Origin of the sequence: Paraburkholderia sediminicola (genome assembly GCF_046026855.1) — a bacterium.
Taxonomy (GTDB): Bacteria; Pseudomonadota; Gammaproteobacteria; order Burkholderiales; family Burkholderiaceae; genus Paraburkholderia; species Paraburkholderia sediminicola_A.
The window spans coordinates 112,811-131,049 of record NZ_JAQQET010000009.1; the positions used below are offsets into that span (position 1 = coordinate 112,811).

At 62.5% G+C, this 18,239-nt stretch carries 14 protein-coding genes and 1 tRNA gene; 8 read left to right on the forward strand and 7 right to left on the reverse strand.

Annotated elements, in window-relative coordinates; translation table 11 throughout:
• Positions 1-103: 103 nt before the first annotated feature.
• The gene (gene tig / locus PQR40_RS12215; protein ID WP_408388777.1) at positions 104-1,450 is read right to left on the reverse strand and encodes a trigger factor; all 1,347 of its coding nucleotides are present in this window, start codon (positions 1,448-1,450) and stop codon (positions 104-106) included.
• A 563-nt stretch (positions 1,451-2,013) separates the two neighbouring features.
• Between tig and PQR40_RS12220 the strand changes: the two genes are divergently transcribed.
• Together PQR40_RS12220 and PQR40_RS12225 are read left to right on the forward strand one after the other, a co-directional pair.
• Positions 2,014-3,159, forward strand: a complete 1,146-nt coding sequence (locus tag PQR40_RS12220) for a glycerate kinase (RefSeq protein ID WP_408388775.1) — start codon at positions 2,014-2,016, stop codon at positions 3,157-3,159.
• A gap of 63 nt (positions 3,160-3,222) precedes the next feature.
• Positions 3,223-3,675, forward strand: a complete 453-nt coding sequence (locus PQR40_RS12225) for a MarR family winged helix-turn-helix transcriptional regulator (protein ID WP_408223037.1) — start codon at positions 3,223-3,225, stop codon at positions 3,673-3,675.
• A 129-nt stretch (positions 3,676-3,804) separates the two neighbouring features.
• Here PQR40_RS12225 and PQR40_RS12230 read toward each other — a convergent pair whose 3' ends face one another.
• The gene (locus PQR40_RS12230; protein ID WP_408509068.1) at positions 3,805-5,319 is read right to left on the reverse strand and encodes a DUF3999 domain-containing protein; all 1,515 of its coding nucleotides are present in this window, start codon (positions 5,317-5,319) and stop codon (positions 3,805-3,807) included.
• Complete coding sequence (locus PQR40_RS12235) at positions 5,316-8,750, reverse strand: DUF2339 domain-containing protein (RefSeq protein WP_408509069.1); 3,435 nt, start codon at positions 8,748-8,750, stop codon at positions 5,316-5,318. The genes PQR40_RS12230 and PQR40_RS12235 overlap by 4 nt, the downstream gene beginning before the upstream one ends.
• A 524-nt stretch (positions 8,751-9,274) precedes the next feature.
• Here PQR40_RS12235 and PQR40_RS12240 point away from each other — a divergent pair.
• Positions 9,275-9,568 (forward strand): hypothetical protein, encoded by a 294-nt coding sequence (locus PQR40_RS12240; RefSeq protein WP_408223033.1) that lies wholly within the window; start codon positions 9,275-9,277, stop codon positions 9,566-9,568.
• A gap of 105 nt (positions 9,569-9,673) precedes the next feature.
• Here PQR40_RS12240 and PQR40_RS12245 read toward each other — a convergent pair.
• Positions 9,674-9,760 (reverse strand) — tRNA-Leu (locus PQR40_RS12245).
• Between the two features lie 220 nt (positions 9,761-9,980).
• On the opposite strand from PQR40_RS12245, the gene PQR40_RS12250 reads away from it, so the two are divergent.
• A complete protein-coding gene (locus tag PQR40_RS12250) occupies positions 9,981-10,805 on the forward strand; it encodes a squalene/phytoene synthase family protein (RefSeq protein WP_408223267.1) in 825 nt (274 codons plus the stop codon).
• Between the two features lie 73 nt (positions 10,806-10,878).
• On the opposite strand, the gene PQR40_RS12255 is transcribed toward PQR40_RS12250, so the two are convergent.
• From PQR40_RS12255 to PQR40_RS12265, 3 genes are all read right to left on the reverse strand, one after another.
• Positions 10,879-12,123, reverse strand: a complete 1,245-nt coding sequence (locus PQR40_RS12255; RefSeq protein WP_408509070.1) for a DUF1501 domain-containing protein — start codon at positions 12,121-12,123, stop codon at positions 10,879-10,881.
• A 122-nt stretch (positions 12,124-12,245) separates the two neighbouring features.
• Positions 12,246-13,880: a DUF1800 domain-containing protein gene (locus tag PQR40_RS12260; RefSeq protein WP_408509071.1), complete on the reverse strand. Its 1,635-nt coding sequence runs from the start codon at positions 13,878-13,880 to the stop codon at positions 12,246-12,248.
• Positions 13,881-14,050: 170 nt separating this feature from the next.
• Positions 14,051-14,377 carry a hypothetical protein gene (locus tag PQR40_RS12265; RefSeq protein WP_408223028.1) on the reverse strand — a complete coding sequence of 109 codons (327 nt, stop codon included), beginning with the start codon at positions 14,375-14,377 and terminating at the stop codon, positions 14,051-14,053.
• Between the two features lie 229 nt (positions 14,378-14,606).
• Here PQR40_RS12265 and gluR point away from each other — a divergent pair, with 229 nt between their 5' ends.
• The 4 genes from gluR to PQR40_RS12285 all read left to right on the forward strand — a co-directional run bounded on the left by gluR (position 14,607) and on the right by PQR40_RS12285 (position 18,069).
• Positions 14,607-15,341 carry a two-component system response regulator GluR gene (gluR, locus tag PQR40_RS12270; protein ID WP_006048917.1) on the forward strand — a complete coding sequence of 245 codons (735 nt, stop codon included), beginning with the start codon at positions 14,607-14,609 and terminating at the stop codon, positions 15,339-15,341.
• Positions 15,342-15,385: 44 nt separating this feature from the next.
• Positions 15,386-16,735: a two-component system sensor histidine kinase GluS gene (gluS, locus tag PQR40_RS12275; protein ID WP_115782905.1), complete on the forward strand. Its 1,350-nt coding sequence runs from the start codon at positions 15,386-15,388 to the stop codon at positions 16,733-16,735.
• 186 nt (positions 16,736-16,921) lie between these two features.
• Entirely contained in the window at positions 16,922-17,470 is a 549-nt protein-coding gene (locus tag PQR40_RS12280; RefSeq protein WP_325042768.1) for a peroxiredoxin, read from the forward strand.
• Between the two features lie 74 nt (positions 17,471-17,544).
• Positions 17,545-18,069 (forward strand): carboxymuconolactone decarboxylase family protein, encoded by a 525-nt coding sequence (locus tag PQR40_RS12285; protein WP_325042769.1) that lies wholly within the window; start codon positions 17,545-17,547, stop codon positions 18,067-18,069.
• The last annotated feature ends 170 nt before the right edge of the window (positions 18,070-18,239 follow it).

Below are 18,239 nucleotides of genomic sequence, written 5' to 3' on the forward strand. Positions count from 1 at the left end.
AACGCGCTGCACAACACCATGCAAGACGCAACGCACTTTCACAGCACAAAAAAACGGCGTGCGGGCCGTCGCTCCGACAGCCGGCACGCCGTTACAGCGACGCTTACGCTTGCGCCGTTGCGCTTGCCAGTTCTTCGAAGCTTACTTCCTTGTCCGTCACCTTGGCCTTGCTGAGGACGAAATCGACGACGTTGGCTTCAACGACGTACGCTTCCATTTCGGCAAGACGTTGCTGATTGGAATAATACCAGCGGACGACTTCCTTCGGGTCTTCGTAGCTTTTCGCGAATTCGTCGACTTCGGCACGAATCTGCTCCGGCTTGGCTTGCAGTTCATTGGCCTTGACCAGCTCGGCCAGCACGAGGCCCAGCTTCACGCGACGCTCAGCCTGTTCCTTGAACATTTCAGCCGGGATCGGTGCGTCAGCGGCGTTCGGCACGCCACGTTGCTCGAGATCCTGACGAGCCATGCCGACCAGACGCTCCTGATCCTGTGCGATCAGCGCGCCCGGCACGTCGAGTTCCGAAATCTTCAGGAGCGCGTCCATGACCTGGTTCTTGACGATAGCTTGCGTGCGGCGCTTCGCTTCGCGTTCGAGATTGTCTTTGATCTCAGCGCGCATCTTGACCAGATCGCCGTCTTCGATACCGAGCGACTTCGCGAATTCAGCGTCGATTTCCGGCAGATGCGGCCATTCGATCTTCTTCATCGTGATCGTGAATTGCGCAGTCTTGCCGGCGACATCCTTGCCGTGATAGTCAGCCGGGAAAGCCAGATCGAATTCCTTCGACTCGCCGACCTTCAGGCCGAGCGCTGCCTTTTCGAATTCCGGCAGCATGCGGCCTTCGCCCAGCACGAATGCGAAGTCTTCAGCGCTGCCGCCCTGGAACACTTCACCGTCGATCTTGCCGACGAAGTCGACCGTCACGCGGTCGCCGTCTTTAGCCGCCGTGTCCGCGCCGCCGTCACCGTGCTCGCCGGATTCACCGCGAGCGTGGAAGTGCACGCGCTGCTTACGCAGGATGTCCAGCGTGCGGTCGATTTCCGCTTCGCTGATGGTGGTCGTGGTGCGTTCGATTTCTGCCGTGGCGACGTCGCCCAGCTTCACTTCCGGATACACCTCGAACGTCGCGTCGAACGCGTAGTCGCCTTCAGCAGCGTCGGCCTTCGGCGCGAAACTCGGCTGACCGGCAACGCGCAGGTTTTCGGCGCGGCTGATGTCGAAAAATTCCTTGCCAACCTTGTCGCTCAGCACTTCGGCTTCCACCTGGCCCGAATACTGTTGCGTCACCATCTTGAGCGGTACCTTGCCCGGGCGGAAACCCGGCATGCGCACGTTCTTCGCGAGTTGGCGGATACGCGAGTCCACTTCCTTCTGCACGGCGTCCTTCGGCAGGGAAATCGTTACGCGGCGTTCGAGCTTGCCGAGGTTTTCAACAGCGTTAGCCATGGCTTCAATCGTCCTAAAATTATTCGAGCGAATCAGTTATCTTCTCCGCGCCGCTTTTCGATGTCGCTTCGCATCGCGCGTCACATCAATTCGGCGCCCGCGCCGCGGGCTTGCAGGCCGTCGGCAGCACGGTTGGGTCCAAAGAGCCGAATATTTTAGCAAACTATTTGCGCGCCTAGCCGGGATTCGGTGATTGGGTGCATTTTTATCGGTGTTCGGGCCAATTTCCGTGCGGTTTTTGACGTTTGCAGCTTGCCTGGTGGCCGTTCAGTGCTTGCGTTGCGCCCGCTCCCTGCCAGTTTTCGGCCTGCTTGCGGTTTGACGCTCCCTTTCACCAGTGCCGCTTCCGCCGCCAGACGCAGCATGGGCGGCAGCGGCGCGCTTGCCTCGCGCCTTCGCGCCAGTAATTCCCGCCACGCGCTCCCACGGACGATCCCGGCTATGCCGTTCGACATATTCAGTCGGCGCGCCCATGCTGATAAGCTAATGGACGCGCTCGGGGCTGCGCCTGCGTCTATTCATATCATTCGCCCTCGCAACGATCCCAACCATTCAGAGACACCATGCCGAATTTGCCGTCCTCGCCTGTCGTCGTCATTGCCCCCGATTCCTTTAAAGGTTCGCTCAGCGCGGAACAGGTCGCGCAGGCGATTGCGTCCGGCATCCAGCGTGCCCGGCCGGACGCCGATGTACGCATCTGCCCGATGGCCGACGGCGGCGAAGGCACGCTCGACGCCATGCTCACGAGCGGCGGCGAACGTCGCAAGCTGAGCGTGCGCGGTGCGGCCGGTCCAGTGCGCGAGGCACTCACCGGCCTGCTTGCGGATGGCAGCGCGATCATCGAAACAGCGGAAATCGTCGGCATTACCGATCCGGTCGGCATGGGCGTGCCGGTCGAGGCGCGCAGTACGCGCGGCATGGGCGAAGCGATTCGCGCACTGCTCGACGCCGGCGTGCGGCGCTTTTTCGTCGCGCTCGGCGGCAGCAGCACGAACGACGGCGGCGCCGGCTTGCTGGCCGGACTCGGCCTGAAACTTTTCGACGCGCAAGACAACGAGCTCGACGCAACGCCCGAACAACTCGCTCGCGTGGCGCGTGTTGACGTGTCGCAGCTGGACGCCCGTCTCGCGGACACGCAGTTCGTCGGCATGTCGGATGTGGACAACCCGCTGACCGGCGACCACGGCGCAACCGCGGTGTTCGGTCCGCAAAAGGGCGTGAAGCCGGAGCAGATTGCCCCGATCGACGCTGCCCTCGCCCGCTTCGCCGATCTGCTCGAGGCGGCGCTGGGGCGCACGGCACGCGACCAGCCCGGCGCGGGGGCAGCCGGCGGTCTCGGTTTCGCGCTGCACATGCTGGGCGCGCAGTTCGAGCCGGGTGCGGAAACCGTCGCGCGGCAAATCGGTCTGGACGCGGCGCTAGAAGGCGCGAACTGGCTGATCACCGGTGAAGGCCGCTCGGACGTGCAAACGCTGCACGGCAAGGCGCCGTTCATCGCTTGCCGTCATGCACGGGCCGTGGGCGTGCCGGCCACGCTGCTCTCCGGTGCGGTCGATTCGGCAGCGCTACCGCGCCTCGCCGAACACTTCAGTGGCTGCTTCTCGCCGGCCCCCGGGCCGATCACCCTGGAGGTTGCCATTCGCGAGGCGGCGCGTTTGCTTGCCGACGAGGCCGAACAGTTGACGCGCCTGAAATACGGCACGCGTTGACCGGCGGGACGGTTGCGGCAACAATCACAGCGCCACGACCGCGCCACTCATCACGGGAAGACCATGAAGGCCTCCGCCAAAGCCGGACTCGAACAGTTCCTGACGTACCGTCTGCATGTCCTGAACAAACTCGCCGAGCGTGGCATCGGCGTGCGCTATCAGGACAAATTGGGCGTGACATTGCCTGAAGCGCGGGTGATCGCGTCGGTGGGCTCGTTCGGACCGTTTTCGATCATGGAACTGGCGCGGCACGCCAACCTCGACAAGAGTCAGGCTAGCCGCGCGGCCGAGGCATTGATCAAGCAAGGACTCGTGAAGCGCGAGACGAGCGCTGAAGACGGCCGCGTCGTACTGGTGTCGCTGACGCCGGAGGGTCGCGCGCTCTATCGCAAGGTGATGCCGATTGCGCGCAAGTGGAATGGGGATATGTTCGATTGCCTGGACGAACAGGAAAAGCTCGCGTTCGGCCAGGCGCTCGACAAGATCATCGACACGATGACGGAGCGAGAGGGGTAAGAAGGGTGGGCAGGCGCGGGGCACCCGCGCGACTCAGACTCAGTTTCCCGGCGCTATCCGATTGCCTGGTGCGGCACGATTGCCCGGTGCGGTGCGATTCCTCCGCGCCAAAGTGCTCCCGCCTCGCCGTCAGTTCTTGCCGGCGCTTTGACCGTCAGCACCGGGAGTGCCGGTCGTGCCGGCATCTTTCACTGTGGCGCTCGTTGCACCTGCTTCACCAGGCACACCGCCGACCGCCCCGCCAGTGCCGCCTACTCCACCAGCCGCACCGCCAGCCTGAGCCCCAGCCTGCGCCTGAGCACCGCGCGCAAGCCGCCAGGCGATCGCACCGAGCGAGCCGACGGCCAGCAACAAAGCCGCCCACAACATATAGCGCCGCATCGCGTCGGGGTCTTTGCCCGTCGAATACGAATCGCCGTCCTGCTCAACGAGCAGCGCCTCGCCCAGCCGCGCCGACACGACAACCGACGAAGCACCCATCAGCAGATCCGCCCGGCTCACCGCCGACGACACCGCACCCGCACTCCCCACCCCCAGCGTGAAAGGCCCGTCTCCCCGTGCGACGAAAGTGAGTGTCGCCGGACGCCAGCCCGCAGCGAGGGTCAATGGACCGCTTCCCAAACCGCCGTTACGCGTGTCGACCACCACGCGCCACTGACGATCCGTGTCGGACGCCAGTTCAAGCGATGGATTGCTTTGCTCCACCGTGCCGTTGTGCAAGCGGAACAGCGTCGCGCTCGAGACTTCTCTCCACGCCGCCTCCAGCCCCGCACGCGAGTAGACGACAGCGGGCGCCACGGTATTCGGCTGTGGCAGATTCAGGCGCAAACGATCGACCGGATAAGGGCCGCCGGTTTCGAAGAAATACTCGCCGGTTTTCGGCCCCGCGTGGGCAACGATGCCTTCGCGCCATTCCCGCTGGCTCTCCGCGCTTTGCGCAGGACCGGCGCTGGTCGTCTGCACCTGAGCGTCGATCGAGTCGATGTACGGCGCCCCGTCAAGCCAGCGCAACCGCAGGTAACGCGCGCGCATGTCGTTGAGCTCAATGCGATCCTGGCTCAGCGTGCTGCCGTTGTAGCTGACCTTGAGCAGTTGCGCCTCGCCGGCGGGTTGCCAGTTACGCAGATCGTCACTCGATTCGACGCTGACACGTCCCTGGTAATTGTCGTCACGCACATGCACGACCAATGCATCCACCCGAGCGTCCCTCCGCGTCTCGCGCCCGAGATCGATCAGGTCGGAATCATGTTGAGCGCGGGCCGGCGGGGCCATGGTTGCACGCAGCGACCCGTCAGTTGCAATCGTTACGCCAAGTGGTGCGCCGGTGCGGCCGGCAGCCGCGGGTGGCAGGGGAAACCAGGGCACCGGATGCAACGTGGCCGGTGCGCGGGAAAGCTCACGTGGTGCCTCAAGCGAATACGGCACAGGTTCGCCGGCGCCATTGAACACGCGCACGTCGCCAAGATCGCTGCGCTGGCTGGCGGCGTAGACGGCAGCCGGAAGCGCGACGCTGTAATAGGTGGCGCCGCTCTCGAGTTCGAGCGCGAAGCGCTGCGCAAACCGATCGACCGCGACCGCCGCCGTCGACACCCACACGGACGAGATCGCAAGACACCACCCCGTCACCATCAAGACACGCTTCATTGCTCAGTTTCCAGAACTGCCGCCTTGGGCGGCAACGGCGAGAAGTAACCGATCAGCAGCAACATCAGGCCGATACCGATGAACGACACGATCCGCTCGATACCGGTCACGTGCGACAGGTCGAACAGGAATAGCTTGACGACAGTCGCCGCCAGCAGGCCACCGCCGATGAACCAGAATATCCGGTTGGCCCGGCGGGTCGCCCAGATCATCATCGCCAATGCGCAGACCGTCCAGAATACCGACACCGAAGCCTGCACGAGCATGGAGCGCGACATCTCGTCGAGCTGGTACGGCACGCCAATCCAATGATGCAGCGTGCGCAGCAGCATCGCGTTGAGCCAGAAGAACCCGGTCACGCCCACGGCCACCTGCAATGGCACACGATATTCGCCAACCGGCACACCCAGGCGGTTGATGCGCACGAGCCACAACGCCGCCAGCGCAAAAATCACCGCCTGCACCAGGTCGAGTGGATTGAGCAGCGGCAGACGCGCCCACGCGCCGCCGTCCTGCGTCAGGTTCGCATAGAACGTCCACACCCACATTACCAGCACGAGCGGCGTCGACGCGATGGCGCACACGCGCACGATGCTGTCGCGACGCGCGAGCCATAGCCCGGCAAACGCAAACACGCTCCAGCCGACCAGGAACACCTGCTGGAAATTGAACGACGCCAACACCGCATCGACATCGTACGCTGCATGGAAATGATGATGCAGCGTGCGCAGCAGCAACGCGTTGAACCACAGGAACAGCGTCGCGAGCACCGCGTAATCGAACGCACGCGGATGCCAGTGCACGCCTAAGGTGCGCAGGCGCCGCAACCACATGGCGCAGGCGATGAACGCGAGGATCTGCGCCACATCCAGCGGATTGAGGATCGGCAGCCAGAAGAGCGGCGCGGCGCTGCCGTCGCTTGTCACGCTCGCGATGCTCCATATCCACAGCAACGCGGCGAGCGGCGCCGCGGCCCACACCTGATAGGCCTGCACGAAGCGCGCGACCGGCCAGCGCAAACGGTGTCCGACACCGGCCACCAACAGCAGCAGAAAGCCGAAGCCATAAGCCCACGCGCTCCAGCTCCATGCGCCTTCCGGCACGTATGCGCGCAAGCCCCAATAACCTTCGAGCGCGATGAGCGCGCCGGCCGTCCAGAGCATCAGCGTATGCAGCGGCGCGAGCACACGGTCGCCGAAGTCGCGCTGTTGACGCCACAGCAGCAGGTAGGTGGACGCTACGGCCAGCGCGCAAACTAGCCAACCGTAACCGCTGACCGGCGCCATGCTCAACATGAACAGGCTCAACGTCAGCAGCGCGAGGACCGGCACCAGCGCCAGCGCCGACAGTTCCGCGAGCGGCCACCGCAGCTTGCGGTGCGTGCCGTGCGCGAGCCACGCCGTCAGCACAGCGAACAGTGCGACGGCGGCAGTCTGGAAACGATCGCCATCGTACGCAAGATGGGCGTGAGCGTACGTGTGGATTTCGTTGAGACCGCCAATGATCCACCACAACAGCCCCCACATGCTGGCGACGAGGCCGATCTGCGGCATCCATGCGTGCCACGCGACCGCCTCGCTGCGCCCATGCAGCCGCCATCCCGTGAAGATGCCCGCGACCGCGATCAGCACGGTCGCAATGTACGCGCCGTTCAGGATCGGCCACGCATGCGCGCCATCGATCGCGAATGTACCGACACCGTACGCGCCCGCAGCGGCCAGCTGCATCAGCAGGCCGAAGCCAAAGGCCGTCAGGCGCCGCTGGCGCACGGCGAGCCAGGTGATCGCGGCGCCTTCGATTGCCCAGGTCGCGCTCGTGGTCGGTCCGGTGAAAGCGAGCGGCACAGCGAGCGTGGCGAAGATTACGGCCAGCGCGAGCATGGCCTCGAACATCATGCCGAGGCGCGCGCGCCGCGGCGCCAGCCAGCCCGCAATCGCCAGGTAGAACGCCGCCAGCGCGACTGCGCTCCACGCCAGGCCGAATTCGGTACCCTTCATCAGTGCCGCTTGCAGACCGATCGCGACGAGCGGCGTGCCGAACACCAGCGTGCCGTCGACGTAATGCTTGAGCGCGACCTCGCGGCGCACGGCGTAAAGCAAGGCGATGCCGACATACATCAGGAAGAACAGGATCAGGAACGGCTCGGCGCTGACAAGCAGTTCAGGCCGGTACGCCGTGACGCCCCACGCGGCGCCGATCGAAAACGTGAACACGAAGCCGAGCAGATTCAGCGGACGCCATGCCTTGAACCACGCGATCGCGAAAATACCCGCGTTGAGCAACGCGTAGTAACTGAACAGCATGACGTGACTGCCGCCGCCTGTCGACAGAAGCACCGGTGCGAGAAAGCCGCCCGCGCTGCCCATGAAGGCCAGCGACGACGCGTTCTGCCGCACCGCCAGAAACGCGCTCAGGCCGCAGATTGCGATCATCAGGGGCAAAGCCGCGCCCGCCGGCAACAGGTGGTAGAGCTTCGTGGCGGCGAACACCGTCAGGTAGAGCGCGCCGACGCCGCCACCCTGCAGGATCAACCCATACGCGCCGCGGCGCTCACCGATGCGCCAGCCGAGCCCAAGCAAGGCGGTCGCGGCAAGCGCAACCCCAGCGAGACGGAATTCGATCGGCAACAGGCTGTTGTCGGCCGCGTATTTGAGCAGGAACGCAATGCCGAAGAACAGCACGATGATGCCGACCCGCACGACCGTGTTGCCGCCAAACAGCCAGTCGCGGCCGCTTTTGAAGAGGCGTTCCGCGAGACCTGGACCACGCGGAGGTGTGAACGACGAAGGTGGCGCGGACGGCGTTTGCGGTGTGAGCGGTTCGGTGGCAAGCGATGGCGGCAACGACGGCTCGGCGGACGGCGTCAAAGCCATCGGGCTACGCGGCTGAGCATTCTGCCTGTTCACCGCAGTCTGTTCGCTTGATGCAGGCGCGCCGGCCGAGGCAGGCGGCGTGACCGCACTGTCGCTCACTGCCGGGTGTACGGCGGCCGGCTGCGCTGGCGCGGCCGCAGGCTCGTGATGCGGCTTCTGTCCCGTCACGGGCGGGATCGCATACGAACGCGGCACGACATCGGCAGGCCGCAATGTGAACGTCACAGGCTCGCCGTCCGCCGTATTGGCCGCCGATACGCCCGTAACGCTGGCCCGCAACTCGCGAACCTCACCGCGTAGACCGGCGATTTCGCGCTCGAGTCGCTCGACGCGCACAGCTAGTTCATCGGCTGGGCTGCCGGGTATAGTCCAGTTATCGGTCGCCGCCGGTTTCGGCACAGGCTTGTTCGCGGCGCCTGGTGACTTTTTTTGCAATAGCCGTGCGAGCGCAAAGCCGGCCACCCCGCCCATCAGCCCACCGTAGCCGATTGGGAAATCGTTCGACAAGGCGGCCAGCATCCCGACCACCGCGCCGATCACGGCAAATATCACGCTCATCGCATCCCTCTTTTTTGTCTTCTGCTGCGAAGTCCGTTTGTCGCACGGATTAATCCACGCGTATTGCGTTAGCAATACAGCCAAAATCGGCGCGCAGAATACCATGTAAATCGCGCTTTTTAACCATCGAGCCGGCTAGGTCGAATGCTGACGCTTATTCGTCGATGCATATTGATTCTTGTTGCCGAATTTACGACCGAAACGGCCCGGCGCAGCCATCGCTAACGCCATGCGCCCAATGCACTTCGAACGCAGATTAACTATCTGCACAATATGGCTGACAGTGGATATCGGCTGCGCCCTTGCGCGGCTCGGTCGGTATCCGATTGCCTGGGACAAAACCGGAGAGCGGTATCCCACTGCATATCGCTTAATAGATTAACTGCGCTAAAAAAACATCGTCACGCTTCGAATACGGTAGCTCCCACCAGGCAGCCGCATTCGCCGCAACCCGCCAACCATGTCAAAATTCGGTATCGGCCACCGGGCCTTCGATCACCCCCATTTCATCCAGGGAAGTTTCAGTGGACATCAACAAACAGGTAGCGGCTCTCACCGCCTCAGAACTTCAAACCGCCGGCGCGAGCCAGGCGACGGCGATCGCCGTCAGCGTGCTGCTACGTCATCTGCGCTCGCCTGAATTGGCAAAACTGTTGTCGTCGGCGTTTGAGAACCACCAGGCGGTCATGCTGCAAACGCCATGGCCCGATCCGATGTTGCAGGCGTTCGAATCGACCCGCCGCTTTCTCGAAGGCGCCACGCAAGCCGAGTTGCCAGGCACGCAGGCCGAACAGCAGGCGCCGGCACCGGACGCATGAGCGCATGCCGGGCCGCGAGGCCCGGCGCAAACCATGCGGCAACGAAAGGCCAACAAAAAACCCCGTCAGCCGGAAGACTTAACGGGGTTCTCTGCTACATATGGATGGTGCGAGGGAGGGGACTCGAACCCCTACACCCTTGCGGGCGTCAGGACCTAAACCTGGTGCGTCTACCAATTTCGCCACCCTCGCAGCCGGGCAAAACGCTGTGCGCCCTGCCCGATGTCCTGCATGCCCACGGCCGCGTTAAAAACCCGCGCCCGAAAGCGTAAGCGCGAGATTCTAACCGATTGATCCGCGCTTGTCTGCATTTGGTCATGCATCTGTCCGAGGGGCGTCGATGCTACAATTTTTGGCTAAACGCACGCATACCGTGCCCTTCTTCGCCTGCCCTTCCCCACATTCCAATCCCGTGAATTTCGACGAATACTGCCAGCAGAAAGCGGCGCCGCCCGGATCGAGCATTTACTATGCGCTTCGTCAGGCGCCCGCGGCAAGCCAACCGCTCCTGACTGCGCTGTTTGCGCTGCGCCGCGAGTTCGAGGAAACCGTTAAAGAAACCAGCGATCCGGCCATCGGCCGCACCAAACTCGCGTGGTGGCAAAACGAAATCGCCGCGCTGGCTTCGGGCTCGCCGTCGCATCCGGTTTCGAAAGCGCTGGCGGCTTACTTACCCGACGTGCAGACCGAGTATCCGGCGCTGCAGGCGTTGCTTGCCGGTTTCGAAATGGACCTCGATCAGGCGCGCTATCTCGATTACCCGAATCTGCGGCGCTATGTGCAAGGTGTTGGCGGCGCCTTCGCGTCGCTGGTCGCGCGGGCTACGGCGAAAGACGCCGCGCAGGCGTCGAGTTGGTCGGCACCCCTCGGTGAGGCGCTGCTGCTTGCGCAGTTGGTGGTCGAAACCGGCAATGATGCGCGCCAGGGCCGCATCTATATTCCAATCGACGAAATGCAGCGCTTTAACGTCACCGCCGCGGATCTGATCAATCGGAAATATTCCGACGCGTTTACCGAGCTGATGCGCTTCGAGACCAAGCGGGCTCGCGATGCGATACAAGCAGCGCTCGCCGCCATGCCCGCAAGTGAACGCCGCTCGCAGCGCACGCTGGTGGCGCAGGCGGCACTCGCCTTGGCGCTGCTGGACGAAATCGAACGTGACGGCTATCACGTGCTGCATCAGCGCATCGCGTTGACACCGATCCGCAAACTTTGGATCGCATGGCGCGCCAGATAAGCGGGCTAAGCGAATCAAGCGGGCAACACAACGGCTGGCGCCTCATACTGATGAGGAAAAGCGCTGTGCGCTATCAGACGCGTAGCAACGGCAGCGGCTCGAACCGCTGCTGCAGGATCGAGGACGCATCGAGTCCCCACCAGGGCCCGAGTACCGTCGCGTAAAGTTGCTGGAAATCGACGCCGACCGGCAAGTTGCCATTGCCATCGAGCCGCGCGAGCACCGGCGGCACGCCATACAAACCACCGCGCACTCGCCCGCCCATCACGAAATGCGGCGCCACGGTGCCGTGGTCTGTGCCGTTGCTCTGATTCTCACGTGGGCGGCGGCCGAACTCCGCATAGGTCATCACCAGCGTCTGGTCCCAGCGGCCGAGCTCCACAAGCGCCGATTTCATCGACGCAAACCCTTCGGCCAGTTGCTTGAGCAGCGCCGCCTGCTGGCCGGGCTGGTTCTGATGCGTATCGAAACCGTTCAGCGTCAACCGGATCACCGCGACACCCTGCCTGCTGCGCGGCTGTTCCTGCGGCGTGCCCCGGACGGGAACTGCCTTCGGGGCGTCGCCAGCGGCGAGCACCTGCATGGCTGTCCTGATCGAACTGCCGAATGCGCCGCCGGGAAACACGGTCTTCAATTGCAGCTGACCTTGTGTGGGACGCAGATGGTCGGCGGCTTTCACGATGTCGTTCTCGACGTCGAGAATGTGCGCCAATTCCGGATTGCGCTCGTGCAGCGACACCGGTGTGGCGAGGCGCGAAGCCTTGACGAACTGCGCCGGATTGACCAGCACGATCGCGCGTGCGCCGTTGGCGAGCGGCCCCATTTCGGCGCTGCCGATCACGACGCCGTCGGCCGCAAAACCGGGCGGCACCGGCGCCTGCGCAAATGCGCGTGTGAGCCAGCCCTCGCGCAAGTATTGATCCGAACGCGACGCGGTGTCCCAGATCTCGATCGAGCGGAAATGCGACAGGTTCGGTTGCACGTAGCTGACACCCTGCACGATCGCCAGTTGCTGGCTTTGCCATAGCGGCATGAGCGGCTGCAACGACGGATGCAGCCCGGTGCGCTCGTCGAGTTGAATCGCCTGCTCGCGTTTGATGCCGATGTTTTTGCGCAGCTGGTAGTAAGCGGGATCGGCAAACGGAATCACGGTATTCAAACCGTCGTTACCGCCCTTCAACTCGACGAGAATCAGCAGGTTGCCGTAACCGCGGTTCGCCGGAGCGCCCAAAGCAGCCGCTTGCGCACCGAATGCGCGCCGCAGCCAGAGCGTCGCGCCGGCGGCTGCACCCATCGAGAGAAAGCTGCGTCGTTTCATCCTGCACCTCGTTCGATTGTCATGGCGCGTGTCCCGCCTGCCGCCTTCGACGGACCGTTCATTTGCGCTGCCGATCTGGTTAAACGGTTGAGCTGCTCAATTCCGTCGGCCATCGTAGTGGCTCACTTCAACTGATAAGCCGGGTCCATCAGCAATGCCTCCAGATAGGCGCTGGCGGTCGAATCGGTTGCGATCGCGTCGACCGGCGTGAGCGGCAAGACCGCGTGCTGCAACTGAAGCTCGGCCGACAACCCTGGCTTCGCCGTCGGTGCGGTGTTGTAATGCGCGAGCCACGCGTCGATGTCAAAGCGTACACCGCCTTGGCCGGCCTGGCCGACTCGCGCCATGGCGCGCTGCATCGGCGGATTCGCCTGCATATTGCCGGGTACGCTACTCGCCGCGATCTTTGCGCTCGCCGGATTGTTCATGCGCCGCGGACCGGCGGTTTCCGTTGCCCGAAACAGTTGCTCGACGAATTGCTTACGCGCAAGCAGTGTCGAACTGTTGATCCATATCGTGCCGCCCGGCCATCCTTTGACGTTCGGCGGGTAGAACAGGTTCTCGCCGAGCGTGCGGATTTGCGCCGCGAACGGTGCAGTGTCGCCATAGCCGATGTCGAACGCGCGCAGTGTCCCGACCACGAACTCAGCCGGAGATTTCACAAGGACGCCGCGATCGTCGTCGCCCCAGAACGCATCGCTCATGAAGAGGCCGCGCAGCGCGACCTTGATGTCGTAGTGACTCGCGTGGAACTGCGCGGCGATTGGCGCGATGCGAGCGGGGTCCGGCGTATCGGAGACGAACTCGCGCCACAGCTTGGTCGTGACGAAGGTCGCGGTTTCCGGTTGTGCAAGCAGGATGTCGAGCACCTGATCGCCGTCGAACGGGCCGGTTTGACCCAGCACGGTCTTGTCGCCGTCGTCGTGCTGGTTGGCGCGCCATACGTACGCCTGCGTGTCGGGATCGAGACTCCACCCCGTGTAGGCACGCGCGGCTTCCGATACATCGCGCTGCGTGTAGTGCCCTTCTCCGAGTGTGAACAGCTCCATCACTTCCCGCGCGAAGTTTTCATTGGGCTTGCCCTTGCGATTGCTCGCGCCATCCAGGTATTGCAGCATCGCCGGATCTTTCGCGACGTCGTGCAACAGCTCGCCGAAATTGCCGAACGCATCACGGCGCAACAGCATGTTCTGCTGCGCCATCTGCTGCGGATACTGGACCTTGTCCTGGCCCGACGTGAAGTGGTTATGCCAGAAGAGCGTCATGCGCTCGGTGAGCGGCGACGGCGTGCTCAGCATCTCGCGCACCCACCACGCACGTAATAATTCGTAACGCTGACCGCGCAGTCGTTGTTCGTCGCGGCGTTGCTCGTCTGTCCATGTTTTACGCGTTTCGCGTGTCGGGATCGGTTCGAGCACCCAGTCCGGCAGCGGCGTGACGGCTTCGGTCCGGGCTGTCGCCAGCACCTTGTCGACGGCCTGCTCTCGCGTGAGTCCAACGTACTGCGCGACTTCGTTACTATCGGGCGCAAACCCGACGCGCGTCAGGAAGAAGCGTGCGTCGTCGGCGTCGAGGATGTTCTGGTCAGCAGGAGAAGCAGCCGACGCGGCAGCCGGCGCGCGATGCCTGTTGTGAGGCACCAGCGAGGCGCCTTGCTGCACGGCCGATGCCGGCGCACACCATGTCACCGCCGCGAGCGCGGTGGCAGTGATTGCAAGCCATCGGCCACCATGCCCGCCTGTCAGCAATTTCATCATCGATCATCCGGTTGCGGGACATCACGAAAAGGCATTCGTGCGTGGAAAACGCACTATGCTCTAGCGGCTCAACGGCAGACGGGACGGGAGAGTTGACGGGGGAAGTGCAACGAAATCTTTCACGCACGGAGAAAACGCGACCGGCGTGCCCGGAGCGGGCACGGAAATAGCTAGCGTTTGTAGAGTTCGCGGACAGCGTCTTCGATATGCTGTCGTAACAGGCGCCGTTCGTCCGGCGTCATATGACCATCACGACGACGTTGATCGAGATCGGGGGGAACTGCAGTGCGCAACATCGCGTCTGATGCTGGGCGGTCGTTGTTGAGGTTGTGGCGATTCGCCCTGGAATTAGCCGACCTGGGGGCGCGTTCGCTCGCAGCTCTGTCGGCCGAAGGCTGGGCGTGAGCGAGCGTTGGTCCCAGTGTGCCTGCAAGCGTCCCGGCTACCGCCAGTGCAATTACGCTTAGGCGCACATTCGGCCAAACCCCTCCCTTCATGTTGTTCCCTTCGTGGCGCGGCAACCGGCTACCTCAAATGCGTATACAGACCCCGGTAGCGAGCCGGGTGCGAGAGTTTTAGTCGAGTGAAGTATCCACCGAACAGCCGCATTGAGTAAAGGAGTCTACCTGCCCGTGCTTTACGTCGTGCCACAGTGCGGGTAAATTTTGTAACTGACTGTAACCCGATAAATGATGCAACCGCGCACCCCTTTCTAATCGCGCTAAGATGCCGACCATGGAAACTAAAAACCCTTCGAAAATCCTCGTCGTCGACGACGATCCGCGCCTGCGCGATCTACTGCGCCGCTACCTCGGTGAACAGGGCTTCAATGTCTACGTTGCCGAGAACGCGCCGTCCATGAACAAGCTCTGGGTGCGCGAGCGCTTCGACTTGCTGGTGCTCGATCTGATGCTGCCCGGCGAGGACGGCCTGTCGATCTGCCGCCGCTTGCGCGGCAGCAACGACCGCACGCCGATCATCATGCTGACGGCCAAGGGTGAAGACGTCGATCGTATTGTCGGGCTCGAAATGGGCGCCGACGACTATCTGCCCAAACCGTTCAACCCGCGCGAACTGGTTGCGCGGATCCATGCGGTGCTGCGTCGCCAGTCGCCTTCGGAGCTGCCGGGCGCGCCGTCCGAAACCACCGAAGTGTTCGAGTTCGGCGAGTTCGCGCTGAATCTTGCCACCCGCACACTCACCAAAGCCGGCCAGGAAATTCCGCTGACCACGGGTGAGTTCTCGGTTCTCAAGGTGTTTGCACGTCACCCGCGTCAGCCGCTGTCGCGTGAAAAGCTGATGGAATTGGCGCGCGGCCGTGAATACGAAGTGTTCGACCGCAGCCTCGACGTACAGATTTCGCGTCTGCGCAAGCTGATCGAACCTGATCCGGGCAGCCCACGTTTCATTCAGACCGTCTGGGGTCTTGGCTACGTGTTCATTCCTGACGGTGCAGCCTGAGTTTGTTCTCACCTCCCGTTTTTGATTTCAGATAAGAAGGGCCCATGCGGATCGACCGGCGCCTCCTGACGCTCGCGTTCGGCGGCCTTTTCTGGCGGACCTTTCTGTTGATCGCTTTATTGATCGCAGTCAGTCTCGCCGCGTGGTTCCAGAGCTTTCGGGTGATCGAACGCGAGCCGCGCGCACAGCGCGTGGCGTTGCAACTGGTCGCTATCGTCAAGCTCACGCGCACCGCACTCCTCTATTCCGATCCCGACCTGCGGCGCGCCTTGCTGCAGGATCTGGAAAGCAATGAAGGGGTGCGCGTGTATCCGCGCGAAACCACCGACAAGTACAAGCTGCAGCCTGACGAGTCGCTGAACCGGCTGATCGAGCACGACATTCGCGGCCGCCTTGGCGACGACACGGTCATCGCGCAGAGCGTCAACGACATCCCCGGCGTCTGGATCAGCTTCAAGATCGACGACGACGACTATTGGGTGGCGCTCGACCGCGATCAACTGGACAACGCGACCGGCTTGCAATGGGCCGGCTGGGGCGTATTCGCGCTGGCATTGTCACTGTTCGGCGCGGCGTTCATCACCAGCCTCGTGAACCGTCCGTTCGCCCGGCTCGCCATGGCCGCGCGCAAAGTGGGCTCCGGTCAGTCGCCGGAGCCTTTGCCCGAGCGCGGCATGGGTGTCGCCGCCGAGACCAATCGCAGCTTCAACCAGATGGTGCAGGACCTCGAACAACTCGAGGCTGACCGCGCGCTGATGCTCGCCGGGATTTCGCACGATCTGCGCACCCCGCTCGCGCGGCTGCGGCTCGAAACCGAAATGAGCCCGTCAGACCAGACCACCAAAGATGCGATGGTCGACGACATCGAACAGATGGACATGATCATCGGCCGATTCCTCGACTACGCCCGTCCGGTGCAGCGCGTGCCGGAGCCAGTCGATCTCTCCGTGATTGCAGGCGAACTGGCCGCGCGGATGCAAAGCGAGGACAGCATGCGGCTGATCACGCGCCTCGCGCCATCGGCCGTGATCGAGGCGGATGAGACCGACATGCGCCGCGTGGTCGGCAATCTGCTGGAGAACGCGCGCAAGTATGGTTTGAGCGACGGCGACGGGATACCGCACGTGATTCTGGAAACGCGTGTGTCGCACTCGCGGGTCGAGTTGTCCGTGGTCGACGAAGGCCCCGGTATTCCTGAAGACCAACTGGCGCTTGTCACACGACCGTTCTATCGTGTGAATTCGGCGCGCACCCAGGCGAATGGCACGGGCCTTGGCATGGCAATTGTGCAGCGGCTGGTAGGCCGTTACCGCGGCGCGTTACGCCTGCGCAATCGCACGCCAGGCCCGGGTCTGGAAGTAACGATCGAGTTCCCGCTTGCAAAAGGTGTCTGACCGGAAAGGGCATCGCCCTGCCGGTGCGACCGTCGGTCTCGTTGAATAATAACTATCCAGGGCATTAGGAAAAAACTATTGAACGGATAATTTAATAGAGCTATATTCGAATACGTGTAACGTGCTCGTTACGACGAGCTGGTAGCCTCAACATGCTGTTTTTCCATCACACGAAGGAGCACTCGCATGAAAACCGTTGGCGATAAAGTCGAAGCGTTTACCGTTACTGCTGCCAAGCCGGGCTTCAACAATCACGAAGAAAACGGCGTGTCGGCATTCGAAGAGATCACGGAACAGTCGTTCCCGGGCAAGTGGAAGATCATCTATTTCTACCCGAAGGATTTCACGTTCGTGTGTCCGACGGAAATTGTCGAATTCGGCAAGCTGGCCAAGGATTTCGAAGAGCGCGACGCAGTGCTGCTCGGCGGCAGCGTGGACAACGAATTCGTCAAGCTGGCCTGGCGCCGTGAGCATAAGGATCTGAGCAAGCTGAACCACTATGCGTTTGGCGACGTGAAGGGCGAGTTGATCGACCAGCTCGGCGTACGCGACAAGGAAGCCGGCGTGGCACTGCGCGCAACGTTCATCGTCGATCCGGACAATACGATTCAACACGTTTCGGTGAACAACCTGAACGTCGGCCGTAACCCGGAAGAAGTGCTGCGTATTCTCGACGGTCTGCAAACGGACGAACTGTGCCCTTGCAACCGCGCAGTCGGCGGCGCAACGCTGTAAGCAGTGCTGTCAGAAGCCCGCTAAGCTTGAAAAGCCAGCGGGCTTTTTTATCGACAACCTGATAGGAGATGTCAATGGAATTCTTGTCTTCGATTAAGGCGCTCGTGCCTGACTACGCCAAGGACATTCGGTTGAATCTGGACGGGACGATTGCGCGCTCGTCGCTGGAGGGGAATGACGCGGTCGGCGTGGCGTTGGCGGCGGCGTTTGCGGCGAAGAGCACGGTGATTATCGACGCGATTCGCAATGCCGGGGTTTTGTCGCCGGAAGAGACGAACGGCGCGCTCACTGCAGCTGCGTTGATGGGGATGAATAACGTCTGGTATCCGTATGTCGAGATGACGGATAACGCGGACTTGAAATCGCAACCGGCGCAGTTACGGATGAATGCTTATGCGTCGCATGGCGGTGTGGATAAGCGACGATTTGAGATGTATGCGTTGGCGGCCTCGATTATTGGTAAGTGTCATTTTTGCGTGAAGTCGCATTTTGATACGCTTGTTGCTGAAGGGATGAGTTCTACGCAATTGCGGGATGTGGGGCGCATCGCGGCGGTGGTTAACGCTGCTGCGCAGTGTATTGCTGCTGAGGGTAAGTAGTTTTTTTTCGCGCAGCGGGAGTTAAGTTTTTTTTCGCTGCGCGGGTGTGTTTTTTTGCGTTTCCTTGATCTGGCTTTTTGGCCTTTCCTTGAATTGATATTGGTCTATTAGCGTTGCCCCTATGCGGGGCGATGCTAATAATCCAATAAGAAAACAAGGAAAGGCCAAAA

Excerpts from the sequence above, each read along its gene's own strand:
- PQR40_RS12255 (WP_408509070.1), bottom strand. The coding sequence starts at position 12,123 with ATGAAACGACGCAGCTTTCTCTCGATGGGTGCAGCCGCCGGCGCGACG.
- tig (WP_408388777.1), bottom strand. The coding sequence starts at position 1,450 with ATGGCTAACGCTGTTGAAAACCTCGGCAAGCTCGAACGCCGCGTAACG.
- PQR40_RS12235 (WP_408509069.1), bottom strand. The coding sequence starts at position 8,750 with ATGAGCGTGATATTTGCCGTGATCGGCGCGGTGGTCGGGATGCTGGCC.
- gluS (WP_115782905.1), top strand. The coding sequence starts at position 15,386 with ATGCGGATCGACCGGCGCCTCCTGACGCTCGCGTTCGGCGGCCTTTTC.
- PQR40_RS12230 (WP_408509068.1), bottom strand. The coding sequence starts at position 5,319 with ATGAAGCGTGTCTTGATGGTGACGGGGTGGTGTCTTGCGATCTCGTCC.
- PQR40_RS12260 (WP_408509071.1), bottom strand. The coding sequence starts at position 13,880 with ATGATGAAATTGCTGACAGGCGGGCATGGTGGCCGATGGCTTGCAATC.
- PQR40_RS12265 (WP_408223028.1), bottom strand. The coding sequence starts at position 14,377 with ATGAAGGGAGGGGTTTGGCCGAATGTGCGCCTAAGCGTAATTGCACTG.
- gluR (WP_006048917.1), top strand. The coding sequence starts at position 14,607 with ATGCCGACCATGGAAACTAAAAACCCTTCGAAAATCCTCGTCGTCGAC.
- PQR40_RS12285 (WP_325042769.1), top strand. The coding sequence starts at position 17,545 with ATGGAATTCTTGTCTTCGATTAAGGCGCTCGTGCCTGACTACGCCAAG.
- PQR40_RS12225 (WP_408223037.1), top strand. The coding sequence starts at position 3,223 with ATGAAGGCCTCCGCCAAAGCCGGACTCGAACAGTTCCTGACGTACCGT.
- PQR40_RS12280 (WP_325042768.1), top strand. The coding sequence starts at position 16,922 with ATGAAAACCGTTGGCGATAAAGTCGAAGCGTTTACCGTTACTGCTGCC.
- PQR40_RS12220 (WP_408388775.1), top strand. The coding sequence starts at position 2,014 with ATGCCGAATTTGCCGTCCTCGCCTGTCGTCGTCATTGCCCCCGATTCC.